17 protein-coding genes are annotated in these 16900 nt (G+C 64.3%); 7 read left to right on the top strand and 10 right to left on the bottom strand.

Translation table 11 applies throughout. The features are described from left to right. Positions 1 to 115 precede the first annotated feature (115 nt). The 3 genes from AC1VWL_RS08465 to AC1VWL_RS08475 all read right to left on the bottom strand — a co-directional run bounded on the left by AC1VWL_RS08465 (position 116) and on the right by AC1VWL_RS08475 (position 4525). Positions 116 to 1771, bottom strand: a complete 1656-nt coding sequence (locus tag AC1VWL_RS08465; RefSeq protein ID WP_482986379.1) for a phosphoethanolamine transferase — start codon at positions 1769 to 1771, stop codon at positions 116 to 118. After that, the gene (locus AC1VWL_RS08470) at positions 1768 to 2544 is read right to left on the bottom strand and encodes a phosphatase PAP2 family protein (RefSeq protein ID WP_482986380.1); all 777 of its coding nucleotides are present in this window, start codon (positions 2542 to 2544) and stop codon (positions 1768 to 1770) included. Before AC1VWL_RS08470 ends, AC1VWL_RS08465 begins: the two co-directional genes overlap by 4 nt. A gap of 217 nt (positions 2545 to 2761) precedes the next feature. Continuing rightward, a complete protein-coding gene (locus AC1VWL_RS08475) occupies positions 2762 to 4525 on the bottom strand; it encodes an ArnT family glycosyltransferase (RefSeq protein ID WP_482986381.1) in 1764 nt (587 codons plus the stop codon). Between the two features lie 134 nt (positions 4526 to 4659). Between AC1VWL_RS08475 and AC1VWL_RS08480 the strand changes: the two genes are divergently transcribed. Both AC1VWL_RS08480 and AC1VWL_RS08485 read left to right on the top strand, forming a co-directional pair. Further along, the gene (locus tag AC1VWL_RS08480) at positions 4660 to 5352 is read left to right on the top strand and encodes a response regulator transcription factor (RefSeq protein WP_482986382.1); all 693 of its coding nucleotides are present in this window, start codon (positions 4660 to 4662) and stop codon (positions 5350 to 5352) included. Further along, the gene (locus AC1VWL_RS08485; RefSeq protein ID WP_482986383.1) at positions 5349 to 6629 is read left to right on the top strand and encodes a sensor histidine kinase; all 1281 of its coding nucleotides are present in this window, start codon (positions 5349 to 5351) and stop codon (positions 6627 to 6629) included. The genes AC1VWL_RS08480 and AC1VWL_RS08485 overlap by 4 nt, the downstream gene beginning before the upstream one ends. 120 nt (positions 6630 to 6749) lie before the next feature. On the opposite strand, the gene AC1VWL_RS08490 is transcribed toward AC1VWL_RS08485, so the two are convergent. Genes AC1VWL_RS08490 through AC1VWL_RS08510 form a run of 5 tightly spaced genes read right to left on the bottom strand, consistent with a single transcriptional unit; the run spans position 6750 to position 9749 of the window. Next, on the bottom strand, positions 6750 to 7241 hold the full coding sequence (locus AC1VWL_RS08490; RefSeq protein ID WP_482986384.1) for a hypothetical protein: 492 nt from the start codon (positions 7239 to 7241) through the stop codon (positions 6750 to 6752). A 40-nt stretch (positions 7242 to 7281) separates the two neighbouring features. Next, positions 7282 to 7533 (bottom strand): cell division topological specificity factor MinE, encoded by a 252-nt coding sequence (gene minE / locus AC1VWL_RS08495; RefSeq protein ID WP_282271139.1) that lies wholly within the window; start codon positions 7531 to 7533, stop codon positions 7282 to 7284. 2 nt (positions 7534 to 7535) lie between these two features. Continuing rightward, positions 7536 to 8345, bottom strand: a complete 810-nt coding sequence (minD, locus tag AC1VWL_RS08500) for a septum site-determining protein MinD (protein ID WP_282271141.1) — start codon at positions 8343 to 8345, stop codon at positions 7536 to 7538. 32 nt (positions 8346 to 8377) lie between these two features. Next, a complete protein-coding gene (gene minC / locus AC1VWL_RS08505) occupies positions 8378 to 9157 on the bottom strand; it encodes a septum site-determining protein MinC (protein WP_482986385.1) in 780 nt (259 codons plus the stop codon). A gap of 1 nt (position 9158) precedes the next feature. Further along, complete coding sequence (locus AC1VWL_RS08510; protein ID WP_282271145.1) at positions 9159 to 9749, bottom strand: GNAT family N-acetyltransferase; 591 nt, start codon at positions 9747 to 9749, stop codon at positions 9159 to 9161. 149 nt (positions 9750 to 9898) lie between these two features. Between AC1VWL_RS08510 and AC1VWL_RS08515 the strand changes: the two genes are divergently transcribed. The 5 genes from AC1VWL_RS08515 (at position 9899) to AC1VWL_RS08535 (ending at position 14367) form a co-directional block, all read left to right on the top strand. Continuing rightward, positions 9899 to 11098, top strand: coding sequence for a sensor histidine kinase (locus tag AC1VWL_RS08515; protein ID WP_482986386.1), 1200 nt, complete (start codon positions 9899 to 9901; stop codon positions 11096 to 11098). After that, positions 11098 to 11739 (top strand): response regulator, encoded by a 642-nt coding sequence (locus AC1VWL_RS08520; protein WP_282271150.1) that lies wholly within the window; start codon positions 11098 to 11100, stop codon positions 11737 to 11739. The genes AC1VWL_RS08515 and AC1VWL_RS08520 overlap by 1 nt, the downstream gene beginning before the upstream one ends. Positions 11740 to 12079: 340 nt before the next feature. After that, positions 12080 to 13219: a polyketide cyclase gene (locus tag AC1VWL_RS08525; protein WP_282271152.1), complete on the top strand. Its 1140-nt coding sequence runs from the start codon at positions 12080 to 12082 to the stop codon at positions 13217 to 13219. 98 nt (positions 13220 to 13317) lie between these two features. Next, the gene (locus AC1VWL_RS08530; protein ID WP_481614523.1) at positions 13318 to 13689 is read left to right on the top strand and encodes a DUF423 domain-containing protein; all 372 of its coding nucleotides are present in this window, start codon (positions 13318 to 13320) and stop codon (positions 13687 to 13689) included. Positions 13690 to 13692: 3 nt separating this feature from the next. After that, positions 13693 to 14367, top strand: a complete 675-nt coding sequence (locus tag AC1VWL_RS08535; protein WP_482986387.1) for a DNA-3-methyladenine glycosylase family protein — start codon at positions 13693 to 13695, stop codon at positions 14365 to 14367. A 293-nt stretch (positions 14368 to 14660) separates the two neighbouring features. On the opposite strand, the gene AC1VWL_RS08540 is transcribed toward AC1VWL_RS08535, so the two are convergent. Continuing rightward, positions 14661 to 16094, bottom strand: a complete 1434-nt coding sequence (locus tag AC1VWL_RS08540) for an FAD-binding oxidoreductase (protein WP_482986388.1) — start codon at positions 16092 to 16094, stop codon at positions 14661 to 14663. Further along, a complete protein-coding gene (locus AC1VWL_RS08545) occupies positions 16069 to 16893 on the bottom strand; it encodes a M15 family metallopeptidase (protein ID WP_482986389.1) in 825 nt (274 codons plus the stop codon). The genes AC1VWL_RS08540 and AC1VWL_RS08545 overlap by 26 nt, the downstream gene beginning before the upstream one ends. Between the last annotated feature and the right edge of the window lie 7 nt (positions 16894 to 16900).

Below are 16900 nucleotides of genomic sequence, written 5' to 3' on the forward strand. Positions count from 1 at the left end.
AGTCAAAGCCAAAGCCAAAGCCAAAGCAGAAGTTTCCGCAACCTACCGCGTTGCAAACTACAGGGCCTGCATCTCAGCTGCCCGGAACACGCCAACAACCGATCCCGTTATTCCATCAGCCCGCACACTCCGCAAACACATCCCGAGACCGGTCATACACCGAAGTCTGCACCTGCATCAGCCCAAGCACCGAGGGGAACAGGTTGTCCTGGTCGCTGCGCTGCGCAGACCGGCGGCGTACGCAGCTCATGTCCAGGCCACGATCTGCGGTAAACCCCGGCGAGAACCACATCACCATCGGTACCCGGGTCTGCTCTTCCGGTGCAATCGCATACGGCACTCCATGCAGATACAGACCCTTCTCACCCAGCGACTCGCCGTGATCGGACAGGTAGATCATCGCGGTGTCGTAGTCTTCCATTCCGCGCAGGGAGGCGATGGTGCGGGTCAGGAAATGATCGGTGTAGCGGATCGCATTGTCGTAGCTGTTGACGATGTCCTCGCGGCTGCACTTGCCCAGGTCTGCCGTATCGCAGGTTGGCGCGAACTGGCGGAACTGCGCCGGGTAGCGTTGGAAGTAGCTCGGGCCGTGGTTGCCGAGCTGGTGCAGCACAACCACCCGGTCGCCGGCCTTGGCGCGTACCTGTGCAGCGAGGTTTTCCAGAAGGATCTCATCCATGCAGCGGCCGTCGGCGCACAGGCCCGGCGTGGTCGCATCATCCAGACGCTGGATTTCCAGGCCGTCGCAAACGCCCTTGCAGCCGGACTGGTTATCGCGCCACAGGGTAGCGATGCCTGCGTGTTCAAGCACGTGCAGCAGTGACTGGTGACCGCGGATCTTTTTTTCGTCGTAGTCGTGACGGCCAAACGGCGAGAACATGCAGGGCAGCGACACTTCGGTGCTGGTGCCGCAGGAATGCATGTCAGGAAAGTTGATCACGCCGGTCTGCGCCAACTCCGGCGTGGTCTGGCGGGCGTAGCCGTTCAAGCCCCAGTTCTGTGCACGCACGGTTTCGCCCACAACCAGTACCAACAGGCGCGGTTTGCTGGTGGCGGCACGCGGCGTGGCCTTGGCATCCGTGCCCAGCGGCAACTTGGGTTGCTTCTTTATCGGGCTGGAACTGGCCAGGTTCTGCTTCAGCGCGATCAGATAGTTGGCCGGCGTGGCGAGGTAACGCACTTCACGGTGATTACGCATCAACGCGGAAACATTCTGGAACGACAGCATGGTGCCGGCGCCGCCGGTCACGATCACGCCCAGCAGGAAGGCGACACGCCACAGCAGGGTGCGTCCCCAGCTGCGCTTGCGCAGCCGCACGCGCCACAGCAGCAGTGTCGGCAGCAGGCCATAGCCGAGCAGCGGCAGCAACAATGCCGGCGTCATCAGCTCGCCTGATTCCTTGTGATCGGTGGCCAGCACATTGCGCAGCATGTCCGCGTCCAGATAGACGTTGTAGCTGTTCATGTAATGCGTGGCGAAGGCAGTGGTGATGAACAATAGCGTCAGCACAACCTTGGCATTCCAACGCCAGATCAGCAGACTGAACAGGATTGCATGCGCGCTCACCAGCAGTGCAAACAGTGATACCGCGAACAGGATGCTGCCCGGGTTGGTGGCGAGCGCGCTGCGCCAGAACAAGGTGTTGCAGACCAATGCGAAGAACACGCTGGCCAACAGGATCAAGGCTTCGGTGCTGATCTCCGGGCGCCAGTTGCGCAGGCGCGACCAGGACAGCTGCAGTCCGACAGGGCGGGCGACAGCGACGTTCATGCGTTTTCTCCAATGGCGCCATGTGCAGCACGCGCTGGGGATGTGATCGATGCAGACGCTGGGAACATCCACAGGTAAAGGACGGTTGCGACCAGCCAGCTGATTGCCAGTGCCCACAGGTCGTGCGAGGCAAAGTGGGCGCCACGCAGCTGCTGGGCCAGGCCGAACACCATGCCCACCAGCAGGGCGGTGCCCAGTGCCGGCCAGCGCCATTGCCGGCGCACCTGCAACATGAAAAAGAACAGCGCCACCCAGGCGTAACCCGAACCGGCATGGCCAGCCGGGAAGCAGGCGGCGTGACCCAGGGCAACCGGGCGCTGTTCGAACAGGCCGATGAAGGGGCGTAGTCCGCCATAGCGTTCCAGGTCCCAGGGGCAGTCCATATGGGTCCAGGATTTCAGCAGCGCGACGATGCTGGTGGTCAGCGCTACCGATGACAGCAGGTAGGCCAGCGGCCGCCGCAGTGGGCGCCAGCGCAGGTCCATGCAGCTGCGGATCAGCGCCAGGATCACCAGCAGGGCAACAAACCAGGTCAGGTTGCGGCCGCCCTTGTGGATCAGGTGGCTGGTCCACCACGCATCCTTCAACACCCACTGGCTGCCCTGCCAGCGGAACAGCTGATCGGCAAGCCATTGGTCACCGTTGCCTGCCATCAACAACAGGCTGCCGGCGGCGGCAATCATCAGCGGGATCAGCAGGGCACGCCCGGCGAAACTCAAACGGCTGCGTTCGGCGGCCGGAATCAGGGTGGCGGAAGTGGGTTGCTGCGACATGGAGCTGGAGCACCGTCAATCTGGATGCGGCCATGCTCGGTCGGCCTGTGTCGGAGACAGGTAGGAGCGATGTCGTGAATTTGTCGGTGCTTCAGCTTGGCTGCCGGGATGGGCACGGCAGCATCCATGCAAGAGAGGCTGTGCCGGGTCCGGCGCAGCCTCTCTCAGGTGTGTTTCAACAGGTCCGCGTCCATAGACGCGTTGCAGACTTCAGGCGTCAATCGCCGTCGCTTTCCAGTGCGCCTTCACTGCCGGCCACGACGCCGTGGGTCCTTGCGACACAATCGGCCTGCAGCGCGGTGCCGGGCAGCAACTGCCAGTTGTTGCGGTTGGCACTGCCGATATCGATGACCTGGCTACCATCTGCGCAGGGTGTCATTGCCTTGTCCAGCACGAACAGCCAACGCCGCTGCGGGTCGGCAGTGACCCAGCGTGCCGCGTCTTCCCATTGTTCGGCGACCGGGCGCTTGAAGCCGAAGTCGGTAGCCTGCGGATGGGTCTGCAGGAGGTTCTGTTCACGCCAGGCAACCATGCCCAGCTCGGCGTCCGGTCCGATGCGCGCACGGACCTTGTCCATCACCAGCGAAGCGGAGCTGTAGGGATCAAGTGCAGGCATCGCGCCGAGCCCATACATCGACCACAGCATTACCGTGGTCAGCACTACCGCCAGCCCAGCGCGGCGCAGTCGCAGTACCGCCACCACGAGTAGCGAGGCGGCGCCAAAGCCGATCAGCCACCAGCCAACCTGCGGCAGCACCCACGGGTCGATAGCGCGCTTGATCGCATTGCGCTGGGCCCAGCCATCGCCGTGCACGGCGCCGTAGCCGACCACCAGGGTGGCGAGTGCCAACAGCAGCACGTAGGCCAGCAGCAGCCAGCGCACGCCGGTGCGGCGCAGCAGGCCGGGCAGCAATGGCGCCGCCGCGATGGCCAGGGCCGGCAGCATCGGCAGGATGTAGACCTCACGCTTGCCCGGGCTGGCGCTGAAGAAGACCAGTACCAACAGGGCCCAGCCCAGCAGCAGGATGTAGCGCGGATCGGCGCGGCGGCAGCGGCGCCACCACGCCGGTAGCAGCCACGGTGCCAGCAGGCTGCCTGGCAGCCACAACGTGGCCATTACCTGCAGGTAGTACCAGAACGGCTGGTGGTGGTGCCAGGCGTTGGCGTAGCGGGTGCCGGTCTGCTTGAACAGCAGTTCCTTGGCATAGGACTGCAGGTGCGGCTCGGGGTTCTGCAGCAAGGCAATGGCCAATGGACCGAGCCAGATCGCGGTGCCAGCCAGGAAGGCGGGCAGCAGCAGCCACCAGCCCCAGCTGCGCCCCGGTCCGGCGGCCTGCGGATGGCGCCAGCGCCAGGCCATCCACGGCAGCAGCATCAGCAAGGGCAGGAAGCCGACACCCTTGGTCACGGTGCCTGCACCAGCGGCGAACGCCGCCAGGGCTAGCGCCCACCAGTTCGGGCCCAGCAATAAATGGCGTACCAGTCCCCAGAGCGCCAGCGTGGTCATGCCGACCAGCACCATGTCGATCTGCGCGCGCTTGGCCATCAACCCGAACTGGATGCAGACGAACAGCCCGACGACGGCATAACGGGCGATCTGCCGGTTCCACAGGCGCCGGCTCATGTCCCAGGTCAGCCAAAGCGTGAGCAGGGCGGCCAGCAGCGAGGGCACCAGGAAGGATAGGTTCCAGTCACCGATCACTTTGTAAGTGGCCGCCTGGATCCACATGAAAGTGGCGGGCTTCTCCGCATACAACTCGCTGCCACGGTGTGGCAGCAGCCATTGCCCGGTCTCCACCATATGCCGTGCGGCCAGCACGAAGCGCGGCTCGTCCGGTGGCTGCGGCGAGCGCATGCCCAGTCCTGCCAGCAGGCTGGCGATGACCAGTGCGATCAGGATGGCGAACCACAGTCTATTGGATGAAGAGCGGGGCGGAGTTGGGCGCACAGATGGCTCGTTATCAAAGGCTGGCAGGATCATGCCGCAAGCAACGTTGGAAACACGTCGAAATCTACCCGCGGACGACGTCGGCTGCATTTCGACGACAATCCGACGTTGGCGGCGCTAGGATACGACGGTAATGCCTCGGCCCGGGGCAGCAAGGTCATGCCCGCATGCGGCTGCTGGTCATCGAAGACAATCGCAATCTGATCGCCAACTTGTTCGATTATTTCGAAGCGCGCGGGCATACCCTCGATGTTGCCCCGGACGGCATCACCGGCCTGCACCTGGCCGGCACCCAGAGTTATGACGCCATCCTGCTGGACTGGATGCTGCCGCGCATGGAAGGGCCGGAAGTGCTGCGCAAGCTGCGCGAGGAGTTCCGCTCCGAGGTGCCGGTGATCATGCTCACCGCCCGCGACGAGTTGCCGGACAAGATCGCCGGCTTCCGCGCCGGTGCCGATGACTACCTGACCAAACCGTTCGCGCTGCCGGAACTGGAAGTGCGGCTGGAGGCGGTGCTGGCGCGCACCAACGGGCGCAACCCGCGCAAGGTGCTGGAAGTGCATGACCTGCAACTGGACATGTCCACGTTCGAAGCCCAACGCGCAGGGCAGGTGCTGCACCTGTACCCGGCCTGCCGCAAACTGCTCGAGGTGCTGATGCGGGCAAGCCCGGCGGCAGTTACCCGCGACCAGCTGGAATATGCGCTCTGGGGCGATGATCCGCCGGACGGCGACATGCTGCGCTCGCATATCTACGAACTGCGTCGCGCGGTGGATGGTCCATTCGAACAGAAGCTGCTGCAGACCTTGCCGCGCGTGGGCTACCGTTTGTCCGCACCCGCGGCGGGTGGCGCGCCATGACACGGCGCACGCTGCGCCGCAAATTGCTGGGCTGGTTGGCGATCTATGTCGCACTGGTGACACTGGCGGTGTTCAGTGCCGCCAACTATGTGCACGAACACGCCGAGCACGCGGTGTGGCGCTCGCTGTTGAACACCGAACTGGACAGCATCATCGGCCAGATGCGCACCGATCCGGCATACCACTGGCAGGACTCGGACACGTTGCGGTTCTACTCGGAACGCGAGCCGGCAGGTATTCCCGAGAGCCTGGGCAGGCTGCATCCCGGGCTGCATGACGGCGCGTTGCTGGATGGCAAGGACACCGCGGTCATGGTCCGCGATACCTCCGATTTCGGTCGGGTGGTATTGGCGCTGGATATCTCGGATTTCGGCGAGCTGGAGCACTTCATCACGCGCTGGGCGCTGCTGGCGGGTGTGGCGTTGTTGCTGGTGACCTTGCTGATGGCCTGGGTTGGCATGACCCGCCTGGTACGGCCCTTGTCGGTGCTGGCGCAGGACATTGCCAAGCTGAGCCCCGAACGGCGCGGGCAGCGGGTGCTGGTGGACAAGCGCGGCAGTACCGAGCTGGAAGTGATAGCCGGTGCCTTGAATGATTACCTGCAGCGCAACGAGCATTTCGTCGAGCGCGAACGTGCGTTCATCAGTACCGCCAGCCACGAGCTGCGCACGCCGATCGCGGTGATCACCGGTGCCGCTGAACTGGCGCTGGAGCAGCCGGGATTGCCGGACAGGGCGCGCCAGCAACTGCTGCGGGTGCGCAGCACATCGACTGGCATGGAACAGTTGATCCAGTTGCTGCTGGTGCTTGCGCGTGACCCGGCCAAGCTGTCGGCGATGAGTGAGCTGGTTGCCTTGGATGAGTTGCTGCCGGAGGTTGCCGAAGACCATCGCTACCTGGCCAAGGGCAAGGAACTGGAGCTGGTGTTGGTGGAAGCCGCGCCGTGTCAGGTGCTCGCGCCGCTGGCGGTGGTGCAGGCGGCGGTTGGCAATCTGCTGCGCAATGCCATCGAGAACAGTGATCGCGGCGAGGTGCGTGTCGGCGTTTCCGCCAATGCAGTGCTGACCATCGAAGATCCCGGCCACGGCATGAGTCCGGAGGAAGTGGCGCAGGTGTATGCGCGCATGAGCAAGGGCGAGCGCAACCCAGGCGCTGGAATTGGCCTGGACCTGATCGCGCGCTTGTGTGATCACCTGGGCTGGAAGCTGGAGATCCATTCGCAGCCGGAGCGGGGCACGCGGGTCATCTTGGACATGGGGAGTTCCAGGCCGCGCTAAGGCAAGGGGCGAGGGGTTTTGTAGGAGCGGCGTGAGCCGCGAAGCTGGCAATGCTTGTGGGCTGGCAACCTTCGGACCGGATGGTCTATCGGCTTCGCGGCTTACGCCGCTCCTACAAGGTCATTCGCCCGACAACAGCTCGCGCTCGATCAGCCAACGCTTTGCATCGTCGGCGTCCTGCTCAAACCAGGCCTGGGTCGAACCCAGCCGGTAGGTGTAGCCCCAGCTGTCCATGTCGGCCATCAGCCGCGGGCTGCCCACGCCGGGCAATTGCCCGGCCAACACGATCTGCAGGTAGCAGGTAGCGTCTTCCTCGGGCACCGAGTCGGTGGCGTCGGTGTGCACCTGCGCACGCCGCTCGGGCGGCAGCACGATCAGGTGGCAGGACTCGTGCAGCATCGAATGCACCGGCGTGTCGTCGCGCACATAGACATCGCAGGCGATGATGCCGGCCTCTGGCTCGCCCCAATAACTGCCGGGAATCTTCTCGCCGGCGGCGACGTGGTTCAGGCGCAGGCCGTGGCGCGCGAGCAGGTCCGCAGCGTCGGTCCACTGGATATCCCCAACGCACAGCACCGGCTGGGTTGGTTCGTTGGCAGGGTGTTGGTTCACGGGCACTGGAGTCCCGGCGGCCGTGGCCGCCGGGCTGTCATCACTTGTCGTCGGGCAGGGCCACGGAAATGTCGAGCACGTCGTTGGCGCCATCCTTGACCAGGTCCACCTTGACCGCGTCGGCGTCGATGTTGACGTACTTCTTGATCACTTCCAGCAGCTCACGCTGCAGCAGCGGCAGGTAGTCCGGGCCACCGCGGGTGCTGCGTTCCTGCGCGATGATGATCTGCAGGCGGTTCTTCGCGGTTTCGGCGGTGGTCTTCTTCTGTCTCAGGAAGTCGAGCAGTCCCATGCTTATCCTCCAAACAACTTGCTGAAGAAGCCCTTCTTCTCCACGGTGGTGAAGCGCATCGGGCGCTCTTCACCCAGGATGCGGCCGACAGCGTCCTCATAGGCCTGGCCGGCCGGCGACTCGGCGTCCAGGATGACCGGCTCGCCCTTGTTGGAGGCGTTGAGCACGTCGCCGGATTCGGGGATGACGCCGATGGCCTTGAGCCCCAGCACTTCTTCCACGTCGGTGATGCTCAGCATCTCGCCGCTTTCAACGCGCGAGGGGCTGTAGCGGGTCAGCAGCAGGTAGGCCGGCACGGCCTTGCCGGCTTCGGCATTGGCGGTCTTGGAGTCGAGCAGGCCGATGATGCGGTCCGAGTCGCGTACCGAAGACACTTCCGGGTTGACCACGACGACGGCGCGATCAGCGAAGTACATCGCCAGGAACGCGCCCTTTTCGATGCCGGCCGGGGAGTCGCAGATGATGTAGTCGAAGCCGTCGGCAGCCAGATCCTTGAGGACCTTCTCCACGCCTTCCTTGTTCAGTGCGTCCTTGTCGCGGGTCTGCGAGGCAGCCAGCACGTATAGGTTGTCGAAGCGCTTGTCCTTGATCAGGGCCTGCTTCAGCGTGGCCTCACCGTGCACGACGTTGACGAAGTCGTACACCACGCGGCGCTCGCAGCCCATGATCAGGTCAAGGTTGCGCAGGCCGACGTCGAAGTCGATGACGGCAACTTTCTTGCCGCGCCGCGCGATGCCGCAGGCGATGCTGGCGCTGGAGGTGGTCTTGCCGACGCCGCCCTTGCCGGAGGTGACTACGATGATTTCAGCCAAAGGATCTCTCCTGAATGTCGTTGTGAGCTGCGTCAATCCAGCGCAGCAATCATGATCTGGTCCTGTTCCAGCCATACCTGCACGGCCTTGCCGCGCAGCTTGTCCGGAATATCGTCCAGTACCTTATACCGTCCTGCAATCGCGACCAGTTCAGCGTGGAAGTCGCGACAGAAAATGCGTGCGCTGGTGTTGCCCTGGGCACCGGCCAATGCGCGGCCTCGCAGCGTACCGTAGATATGGATGCTGCCGTCGGCGATGACCTCAGCGCCGGCGCCCACCGTTGAGAGTACGGTCAGGTCGCAGTTCTCGGCGTATAGCTGCTGGCCCGATCGCACCGTGCCCAGCTGCATCTTGCCGGGCTGCGGTGCGGCGGCAGCGGCGGTCGGTGCGGCGGGTGCCGGTGCTGCGGCTGCAGCGCGTTTGCTCTGTTTGGGAGCAGACGCCGGTGTAGCTGCAGGTTCGGCTTCGAGTGGTTCGTACTGGGCGCGGAACTTGGCAAGCACCGGCAGGCCCAGCTGCTGCGACAGGGTTTCTGTTTCACTGGTGCCGTAGGCTAGTGCCACCGGCAGGACGCCGGCGTCGCGCAGGCCGTTGACCAGCTGCTGTGCGGTGGTCAGGTCCGGGAGTTGGCTCAAACCACCAAAATCCAGGATCACCGCCGCGCGACCGAACAGCTTGGGCGCGCGCGCCACGCGTTCGCGCATTTCCTGGGCCAGGCGCTCCACGTCGAGGGTGCGGATGCGCAGGTTGGCAATGCCGACCTGCCCGATTTTCAGTTCACCAGCCTGTTCGTAATCCAAATTCACTGCCATCTCAGGTTCCGGTCGGCCGCTGTTGCAGCAGCCGGCGTGTGTTGCCTACCCAGGGAACGTCGGGCAGGTTGTCGCCATAGGTCTCTTTTACCCACTCGTAGCTGCACAGATCCTTGAGCAGCATGCTGGCCCGCACATCGACCGAGGGCATGGTGTTCTGGCCGACCTCGCGGAAGCCGAAGCTGCCATGGAACAGCAGGGCGGCATCGGCGCCGTGGTCGAGGAACACCTCGCAGGCCATCTGTGGGTAGCGCAGCTCAGCATAGCTCTGGGCATCGGCATAGAACGCGCGGCCGACACCACCGCCACGGCGGCGACTGGCCACCACGATGCGGTCGATATAGAAGAAGCTGGGGTAGCGCTGCTGGAACCAGGCGAAATTGCAGCTGTCATGGGCACTGTTGCTGCCGTAGCCGACCAGGAAGCCGGCCATGTTGCCGTCACGTTCGGCAACCCGGAAGTATTCGGCTGTTTCGTAGAAACGGCGGACCTTGGCTGCATCCAGCGGAAGAATCGCAAGACCAGCGTTGTTGTTCAGTGCCAGGACGGAATCGAGCTCGTGCTCGCGCACGTCGCGGATAACAATCGACATTGTGACTCCGTGGGGTATCGCGGTCGGCCCAAAGGGCTGTGGCGCGATTATCGCATGGGTGGCCCGAGCCGGGCGAGCCATCAGCGAAGGTCGCCATGCATGACTTCCGAGGGAGGGCGTTGGGGCGGCCGGGTCCTTACCATGCAGGCATGTTGGGATACCTCAGCCATACCCGAGTCCTCCGCCTGGCCGGCCTGTTTACCTGGGCCCTGGTCAGCCTGCCCCTGATCTATACCCAGTACGCGCCGGAGGAGGGCGTGCTGCAGCCTGCCGCCGGGGAGGCGATCTGGCTGTTCCTGGCCTACCTGACCTTTGGCGGCTGCTACTTCTGGCTGACCCGGGGGCTCAATGCTGCTGGCCACACCAGCTGGTACGACCGGTTGGCGTTGCTGCTGCTGACGGTTTCGGCGCTGGTGGTGAGCTATCTGTCCGCCACTGGCCTGGGCAGCATCCTGATGATGGTCGCGGCCGGGGTGATCCCGTGGCTGCTGAGCCGCTGGGTCGGCGTCATCTGGCTGGTGCTGAGCCAGCTGGCGGTGCTTCCGGTCTACAACCTGATCCTCGGCCTGCCGCTGTTCGAGGCGCTGCTGCAGTCGCTGCTATACGGTGGCTTCTCGATGTTCATCTTTGTCACCAGCCTGGTGGCCCGGCAGCAGACCCAGGCGCGGGAGGAGCAGCGGCGCTTGAACGCCGAGCTGCGGGCCACGCGGCTGCTGTTGGCCGAAAGCGCGCGGGTCAACGAGCGCACGCGTATTTCCCGTGAGCTGCATGACCTGCTCGGCCACCATCTGACCGCGCTGAGCCTGAACCTGGAAGTGGCCGGGCATATCACCGAGGGCCAGGCGCAGGAACACGTCCGCCAGGCGCATACCCTGGCCAAGCTGCTGCTGACCGACGTGCGCGAGGCGGTCAGCCAGCTGCGCGAGAGCGGGGCGATCGACCTGGCAGCCGCCCTGCGGCCGCTGACCGAGCGGGTACCGTCGCTGGATATCCATCTGCAGATCGATGACCCGTTCAGCGTTGAAGATCCCGAGCGCGCCCATGTGCTGCTGCGCTGTACGCAGGAAATCATCACCAATGCGGTGCGCCATGCCGGCGCCCACAATCTGTGGATCAACGTGGAGCGGGATGCCGCGCAGGTGGTCATCAGCGCGCATGATGACGGCATCGGTGGTGATTTCGAGGAAATTATGCCGGGCAATGGCTTGCGCGGCATGCGCGAGCGGCTGGCGCAGTATGGGGGTGTGCTGGACGTATCGGCACGAAGGGGTGAGGGTTTCCGTCTTCGCGCCAGCCTGCCACTGGTTACCAATATGATGTTGGCCTCGGGGCCGCAAGGAGTGAATTGATGATCCGTGTCTGTCTGGTCGACGACCAAACCCTGGTCCGGCAGGGCATCCGTTCGCTGCTGGCGCTGGATGACGGTATTGAAGTGGTGGCCGAGGCCATCGACGGCCGTCAGGCGGTGGAGATGATTCCGCAGGTGCAGCCGGATGTGGTGCTGATGGACATGCGCATGCCGGTGATGTCCGGGCTGGAAGCGCTGCAGACGCTCAGCCGCGCCGGGACGCTGCCGCCCTCGATCATCCTGACCACCTTTGACGATGACCAACTGGTGCTGGCTGGGCTCAAGGCTGGCGCCAAGGGCTATCTGCTCAAGGATGTGACCCTGGAACAGCTGGTGGGCGCCATCCGCACCGTTGCCAACGGTGGCTCGCTGGTGCAGCCGGCGGTGACCCAGCGCCTGTTGTCGGGGCTGGAACACATGCGCAATGAGTTCGTCAGCCTGGACCGGCCGGACCCGTTGACCGACCGCGAGACCGAGATCCTGCGGCTGATGGCCAGCGGCTTCTCCAACAAGGAGATCGCGAACTCCCTGGGTGTGGCCGAGGGCACCATCAAGAACCATGTCTCCAATATTCTGTCCAAACTGGGCGTGCGCGACCGTACCCGTGCCGTGCTCAAGGCCTTTGAACTGCAGTTGGTGTGAACGGCGGACAGCCGGTGCTGCCTGGGCCTGGATGAATGCGGCATGCGGCGCTGTGGATGGCGCGGTGGCGGTTCGTGAAAAGTTGGTTGCGGTACTGGTGTTGGACACCCAAGACGGTGGAAAATACCGCCGCTGCGGACGAAATACAGTCCGAGCTATCGGCTGAAGGCACGCTGGGTTGGTGGTTTAGACGCTACCCTGCGGCCTATCTGTGAGATAGCGCATTCTGGTAATGGAAACCGGTGCGCCAAATGTGCTGAACAACCTGCGGAAAGCCTGCTAGGATGGGGGCTTCCCTTCAAATCAACCCGGCCGTGGGATCGGCCCCGGAGACTCCTGAATGACCCGTATTATCGAGTTCCTGATCGCTTTGGGGATCGTGGCTGGCCTGTTTGTCCTCATTGGCGTGTGTCTGCCGGGCGAGCGCCACATTACCGAAAGCATCGAAACCAACCGCAAGATGACGATCGTGTATGACACGGTCAACAGCCTGCGCCGCTTCAAGGATTGGAATCCGCTTGTGCTGCGCGACAAGGCCGTGGAGCTGAAGTTCAGCGGCCCGGACGCCGGCAAGGGCGCCCGCATGGACTATTCCTCCACGGGCCTGGGCCAGGGCAGCTGGGAAATCACCGATAGCGAAAAGAACAAGCGCGTCGTGATTGCCATCGAAGACCCGACCCGCGGTACCGACAAGGTGACCTCGTTCACGCTCGAGCCGACCGGCAAGAACGATCGCAACGTCAAGATCACCCAGGACTACAGCGTCAAGTACGGTTTCGACCTGTTTGGTCGTTACGCTGGCCTGTACGTCAGCCGCCACATCGGCGACGACCTGAAGCTGGGTCTGTCGCGCATGGCCAACATGCTGGCCTCGGTGCCGAACGTTGACTACGCTGCTGCCGAAGCGCCGTTGAACGACCTGAAGGTTGTCCAGGTGCCGGCTGAAAACCTGCTGGTGGTCAACGCCGGTAACATCGACCGCAACAACGATGCCATCCAGAAGTCGATCGACGACAACATGGAATGGATCAAGCGCGCGATGGATGCCAATGGTCTGGTTGCTGCTGGTCCGGTCCGTATCGTCACCACCGATTTCGGTGCTGAAAAGTACGCCTTCGACGTGGCTCTGCCGGTTCGCAAGGGCAGCGCTGCTGCTCCGGCTGCCGACAAGAAGGACGGCGAAGCTGCCGCTCCGGCCGCTGCTGCGGCACCGGTTGCTGCGGGTGATGCCGCCGAGCTGAGCGTCAAGATCCCCGCGGGCAACCCGGTGACCTACGTGCATGCTCCGGCCCACCGTTCGGCATTTGCTTCCTACACCGGCCACATGGCTGGCCTGGACCTGGCCCGTAACGGCCTGCGTGCATGGGCTACCACCACCGGCAACGAAGTTGTTGACCGTCCGTATGAGTCGTGGAAGGGTGGCGTGGCCAAGGCCTTCACCGTCGATGGTTCCTACGACCTGTACTGGGCCGTCAAGTAATCATCGGGTTGTTGTCGATGATCTGATCGAGAAAACGCGTCGCTTCCAGCGGCGCGTTTTTTTATGGATGGTGTTTGCAGGATTGATTGGAGAACGAGATGTTGGGAGTGGAACGGCGTGCGCGTAAACCCTCGTTTCTGGCTTTCTGCGGCGGCCTGCTGGCGGCGGCGGCGGTCGGCCTGTCGGCTTACGCCTCGCATGGGGTGAGTGACGCGCTGGCGCAGTCGCACCTGAACACCGCGGCCTTGTACGCATTCGGCCACGGCGTGGTGCTGGTGGGATTGGGTGCGTCCTCGGTGAACCAGTTGGGTCGCGGTGCCTTGTATGTGTTGCTGCTGGGAACGTTGTTGTTCTCCGGCAGCCTGGTCGGCAATGTGCTGATGCACTGGCCGACGACATTGGCACCGGCCGGTGGCATCACCCTGATGGGCGGTTGGGTGCTGCTGGCACTCAGTGCCTTGCGCCGTTGAGCCATGCCCCGCTATCGACGCGGCTTCGACATCGATGAGGCGCAGGCGCACCTGCAGCGGGTGGACAAGCGCCTGGCCGGCTGGATGCGCCGCATCGGGCCGTTGCCGGCGCCACCGGGCTGGGCGCGTTCGTTCGACCCGGTAGATGCGTTGGCGCGGGCAATCCTGTTCCAGCAGCTCAGTGGCAAGGCCGCTTCGACGATAGTCGGGCGGGTGGAGACGGCGATTGGCGGCAAGCGCCTGCACGCTGCAAGCCTCGATCTGATTGATGACCCCGGGCTGCGGGCATGTGGCGTATCGGGCAACAAGGCCTTGGCGCTGCGTGATCTCGCCCGGCGTGAGCGCGCCGGTGAATTGCCGGGCCTGCGGCAGATGTCGGTGATGGATCACCAGTCCATCGTCGACGCACTGGTGGCAGTGCGCGGCATCGGCCGCTGGACGGTGGAGATGATGCTGATGTTCCGCCTCGGTCGTCCCGACATCCTGCCGATCGATGACCTGGGTATCCGCAAGGGCGCACAGCGCGTGGATGGCAGCGAGACAATGCTGACGCCCAAGGCGCTGGCCGAGCGCGGCGAACGCTGGGGCCCGTACCGCACCTGGGCCAGCCTGTATCTATGGCGCATCGCCGACTTCAGTGTAGAACCCAGACAAAAGACCAATCGCTCGCAGGACTAAGTGGCGAGGTGAAGCGTCTGCTTTCTTCTGTGGGAGCGGCGTAAGCCGCGAAGCCGGTAGATCGTCAGCGCCGAATTGCAGCCCACCTGGCTGAATCTGCCATGGTGTTAAGCCTGATGCCTCCCTTGATTGCGGTTTTGCCCAGCAGCTCGGTTGCCGTCAGCCTCGCGGCTTACGCCGCTCCCACAAATGCGGTGCGCTCCCGATTGCAGGAGCGGCGTAAGCCGCGAAGCCGGTATCCCTGGAAAGCGGGAAGTCCGCATACACGAGGGCGACTTTGGCTTCGAGCCCGCTCAACGCGGCAGGTAGCGCTCCCACAGCAGGTTGCGAAAACGATTGCCAGGATCCAGCTGCTGCTTGATGGCGGCAAACTGCACCGCCTGCGGGTAGGCGCGCTGGAACTGCGCCTGGCTGGCGTGCAGACGGTAGGGCAGGTAGTAGCGACCACCATGCTCGAGCGCGGCGTCGATCAGGCGGCGGGTCCAGCCGCTGCTGTACTGTTCGGCGGCGTTCCAGCTGCGTTGCTTGTGGTACAGCACGAAGCAGAAGACTTCTTCGCTCGCCCAGCGCATCAACGAGGTGTTGTCGGCAGGCGCGTGGCGGATCGAGATGTTCAGTGCATTGACGTCGTGCCTGCGCAGGATTCCGGCCATGGTGCGTGCGAAGGACGCGAATCCGGCAACCGGGATGAAGTATTCCTGCAGCAGGTAGGACGACATCCGGCGTGTGCGCGGCTCCAGCGATGCCGCATCCAGGCTGGCTTCCAGGTTGCGCATCACCACGCGTGGTTCGGTGAGCAGGCTGCGTGTCTGGTAGAGGTCGCGCAGCTGGTCGCCGCCGGGCAGTTCGGATGCGGCCCAGATCAGGTTCTGGTCCTTGGCATGGCTGGCGCGGATGGGCATCAGCCGTCTTGCGTCGGTCAGTGCGGCGCTGCTGCGGCTCCAGCTGATCGCCAGCGGAGCATTGAAGTCCGGTGGCAGCAGGTCGGCGTTGTGCAGCACTACCTCGGGCCTGCCCAGTACATGGGCGTTGAACCAGTCCGGGTAATCGACGAGGGCAAGCTGTTCGACGCTGCGTGCCATTCTCTCGTTGCGCGCGAGGTCCAGCTCGACCTCGGTGATCACGCCCAGGCCGCCGTAGCCGCCAATCACCGCGGCGAACAATGCCGGCTGCTGCTGGCGGGACAACTCCAGCACGCGACCATCGGCGGTGACCAGCTGCAGGGCGCGCACGCTGCCTGCCAGTGCGCCGCTGCCGACATAGCGGCCGTGGCAATTGACCGATACCGAGCCGCCGATGCTGAAGTTGCTGTAGCTCTGCATCACCTTGACGGCGAGGTCACGCGGATCCAGATGCTCCTGCAGTTGCCGCCAGCGCATGCCAGCCTGCACGCGCACGCTGGGTGTTTCCGGGTCCAGCCACAGCAGGCGATCCATGCGCTGCATGTCCAGCTGCAGCGCATGTTCGGCCCGGGTCTGTCCGCCCATGCTGTAGCGGCCGCCAGCGACGCAGACGGTGCCCGGCCAACGTTGCAGGGCCGCAACTACGCCGGCGCTGCTGGCAGGGCGCACCACGCCGGCAACGGCGGTGCGGTCCAGCTGCGCGACATCGCTGGCCAATGTCTGGCTGGATCGGGATTTGCATGCGGGCAGCTGGGCCAGCAGGCCTGCGCCAAGCGCTGCCTGCACCAGCCGCCGACGTTCACCCTCGGGCGGTGGCGTTTTCATTGCGGCGATAACACCAGTGCCAGGGCTCGTAGATGATGCCGTGCGGGTTGTCGCGCGGGTAGCTCATGTGGAAGCCGAAACCTGCGGCGTGCCGCTGCAGCCAGGCGAAGCCTGCGGTGTGCTCGAAGGATTCCTCGGCAGGAGGCTCGCCCGGCGTACTGATGTCCAGTGCGTCACCGCCGTGGTGTTCGCTGTAGCCGGGTGCGGCGTTGACGGTGAGGATCTCGTCAACGCTCAGCCCGCGCGCCAGCTTGCGTTCGAAAATACCGAGCTGATAGTCATGGCTGCGGTAGCCGGAAATCGCATCCAGCGCGACGCCGTCACCAGCCGCTGCCTGCTGCATGCGCTGCCAGCCGCGCGCCGCACCACGGGTGAGCCAGAGTGGCCTGCGGTAGCGATCAAAGCCCGCCAGGTGCAGATGCACGGGTTCGGCGACCAGCGGCAAACCGGTCCGGGCGGCGTAGGCGTCGGCATCAAGATCCAGTTGCTGCAGATGCAGTTGCAGTTGATGCAAGGGCAGGCTGCCGCTCGGGGGCGGGATACGGGATGGCTGAGATCGCAAGGCTTCCAATGCGGTCAACGCAAAGTCGATGCCGGGTTCGTCCGCCAGCCGTGTTACCAGGGGCATCAGGCCGCCGCGCAGCTGCGCCGCCAGGTAACGCCCATCGCGTTTGCGTCGCAGTACATGCGTTGCCCGCGCCAGTACGCGTGCATCGTCATTGCTGCGCGCGCGCAACAGGCCGCCCGGCCAGATCTCGATGTCGGGCGTGTTCAGCAGGATATGGGGAGCGTTGCGCATGTACGCA

The organism is Stenotrophomonas sp. STEN063 (assembly GCF_056854515.1).

Bases quoted from the DNA above. Each gene is read 5' to 3' on its own strand.
- AC1VWL_RS08465 (WP_482986379.1), bottom strand. From the start codon at position 1,771: ATGAACGTCGCTGTCGCCCGCCCTGTCGGACTGCAGCTGTCCTGGTCG.
- AC1VWL_RS08470 (WP_482986380.1), bottom strand. From the start codon at position 2,544: ATGTCGCAGCAACCCACTTCCGCCACCCTGATTCCGGCCGCCGAACGC.
- AC1VWL_RS08475 (WP_482986381.1), bottom strand. From the start codon at position 4,525: ATGATCCTGCCAGCCTTTGATAACGAGCCATCTGTGCGCCCAACTCCG.
- AC1VWL_RS08480 (WP_482986382.1), top strand. From the start codon at position 4,660: ATGCGGCTGCTGGTCATCGAAGACAATCGCAATCTGATCGCCAACTTG.
- AC1VWL_RS08485 (WP_482986383.1), top strand. From the start codon at position 5,349: ATGACACGGCGCACGCTGCGCCGCAAATTGCTGGGCTGGTTGGCGATC.
- minE (WP_282271139.1), bottom strand. From the start codon at position 7,533: ATGGGACTGCTCGACTTCCTGAGACAGAAGAAGACCACCGCCGAAACC.
- minC (WP_482986385.1), bottom strand. From the start codon at position 9,157: ATGGCAGTGAATTTGGATTACGAACAGGCTGGTGAACTGAAAATCGGG.
- AC1VWL_RS08510 (WP_282271145.1), bottom strand. From the start codon at position 9,749: ATGTCGATTGTTATCCGCGACGTGCGCGAGCACGAGCTCGATTCCGTC.
- AC1VWL_RS08515 (WP_482986386.1), top strand. From the start codon at position 9,899: ATGTTGGGATACCTCAGCCATACCCGAGTCCTCCGCCTGGCCGGCCTG.
- AC1VWL_RS08520 (WP_282271150.1), top strand. From the start codon at position 11,098: ATGATCCGTGTCTGTCTGGTCGACGACCAAACCCTGGTCCGGCAGGGC.
- AC1VWL_RS08525 (WP_282271152.1), top strand. From the start codon at position 12,080: ATGACCCGTATTATCGAGTTCCTGATCGCTTTGGGGATCGTGGCTGGC.
- AC1VWL_RS08530 (WP_481614523.1), top strand. From the start codon at position 13,318: ATGTTGGGAGTGGAACGGCGTGCGCGTAAACCCTCGTTTCTGGCTTTC.
- AC1VWL_RS08535 (WP_482986387.1), top strand. From the start codon at position 13,693: ATGCCCCGCTATCGACGCGGCTTCGACATCGATGAGGCGCAGGCGCAC.
- AC1VWL_RS08540 (WP_482986388.1), bottom strand. From the start codon at position 16,094: ATGAAAACGCCACCGCCCGAGGGTGAACGTCGGCGGCTGGTGCAGGCA.
- AC1VWL_RS08545 (WP_482986389.1), bottom strand. From the start codon at position 16,893: ATGCGCAACGCTCCCCATATCCTGCTGAACACGCCCGACATCGAGATC.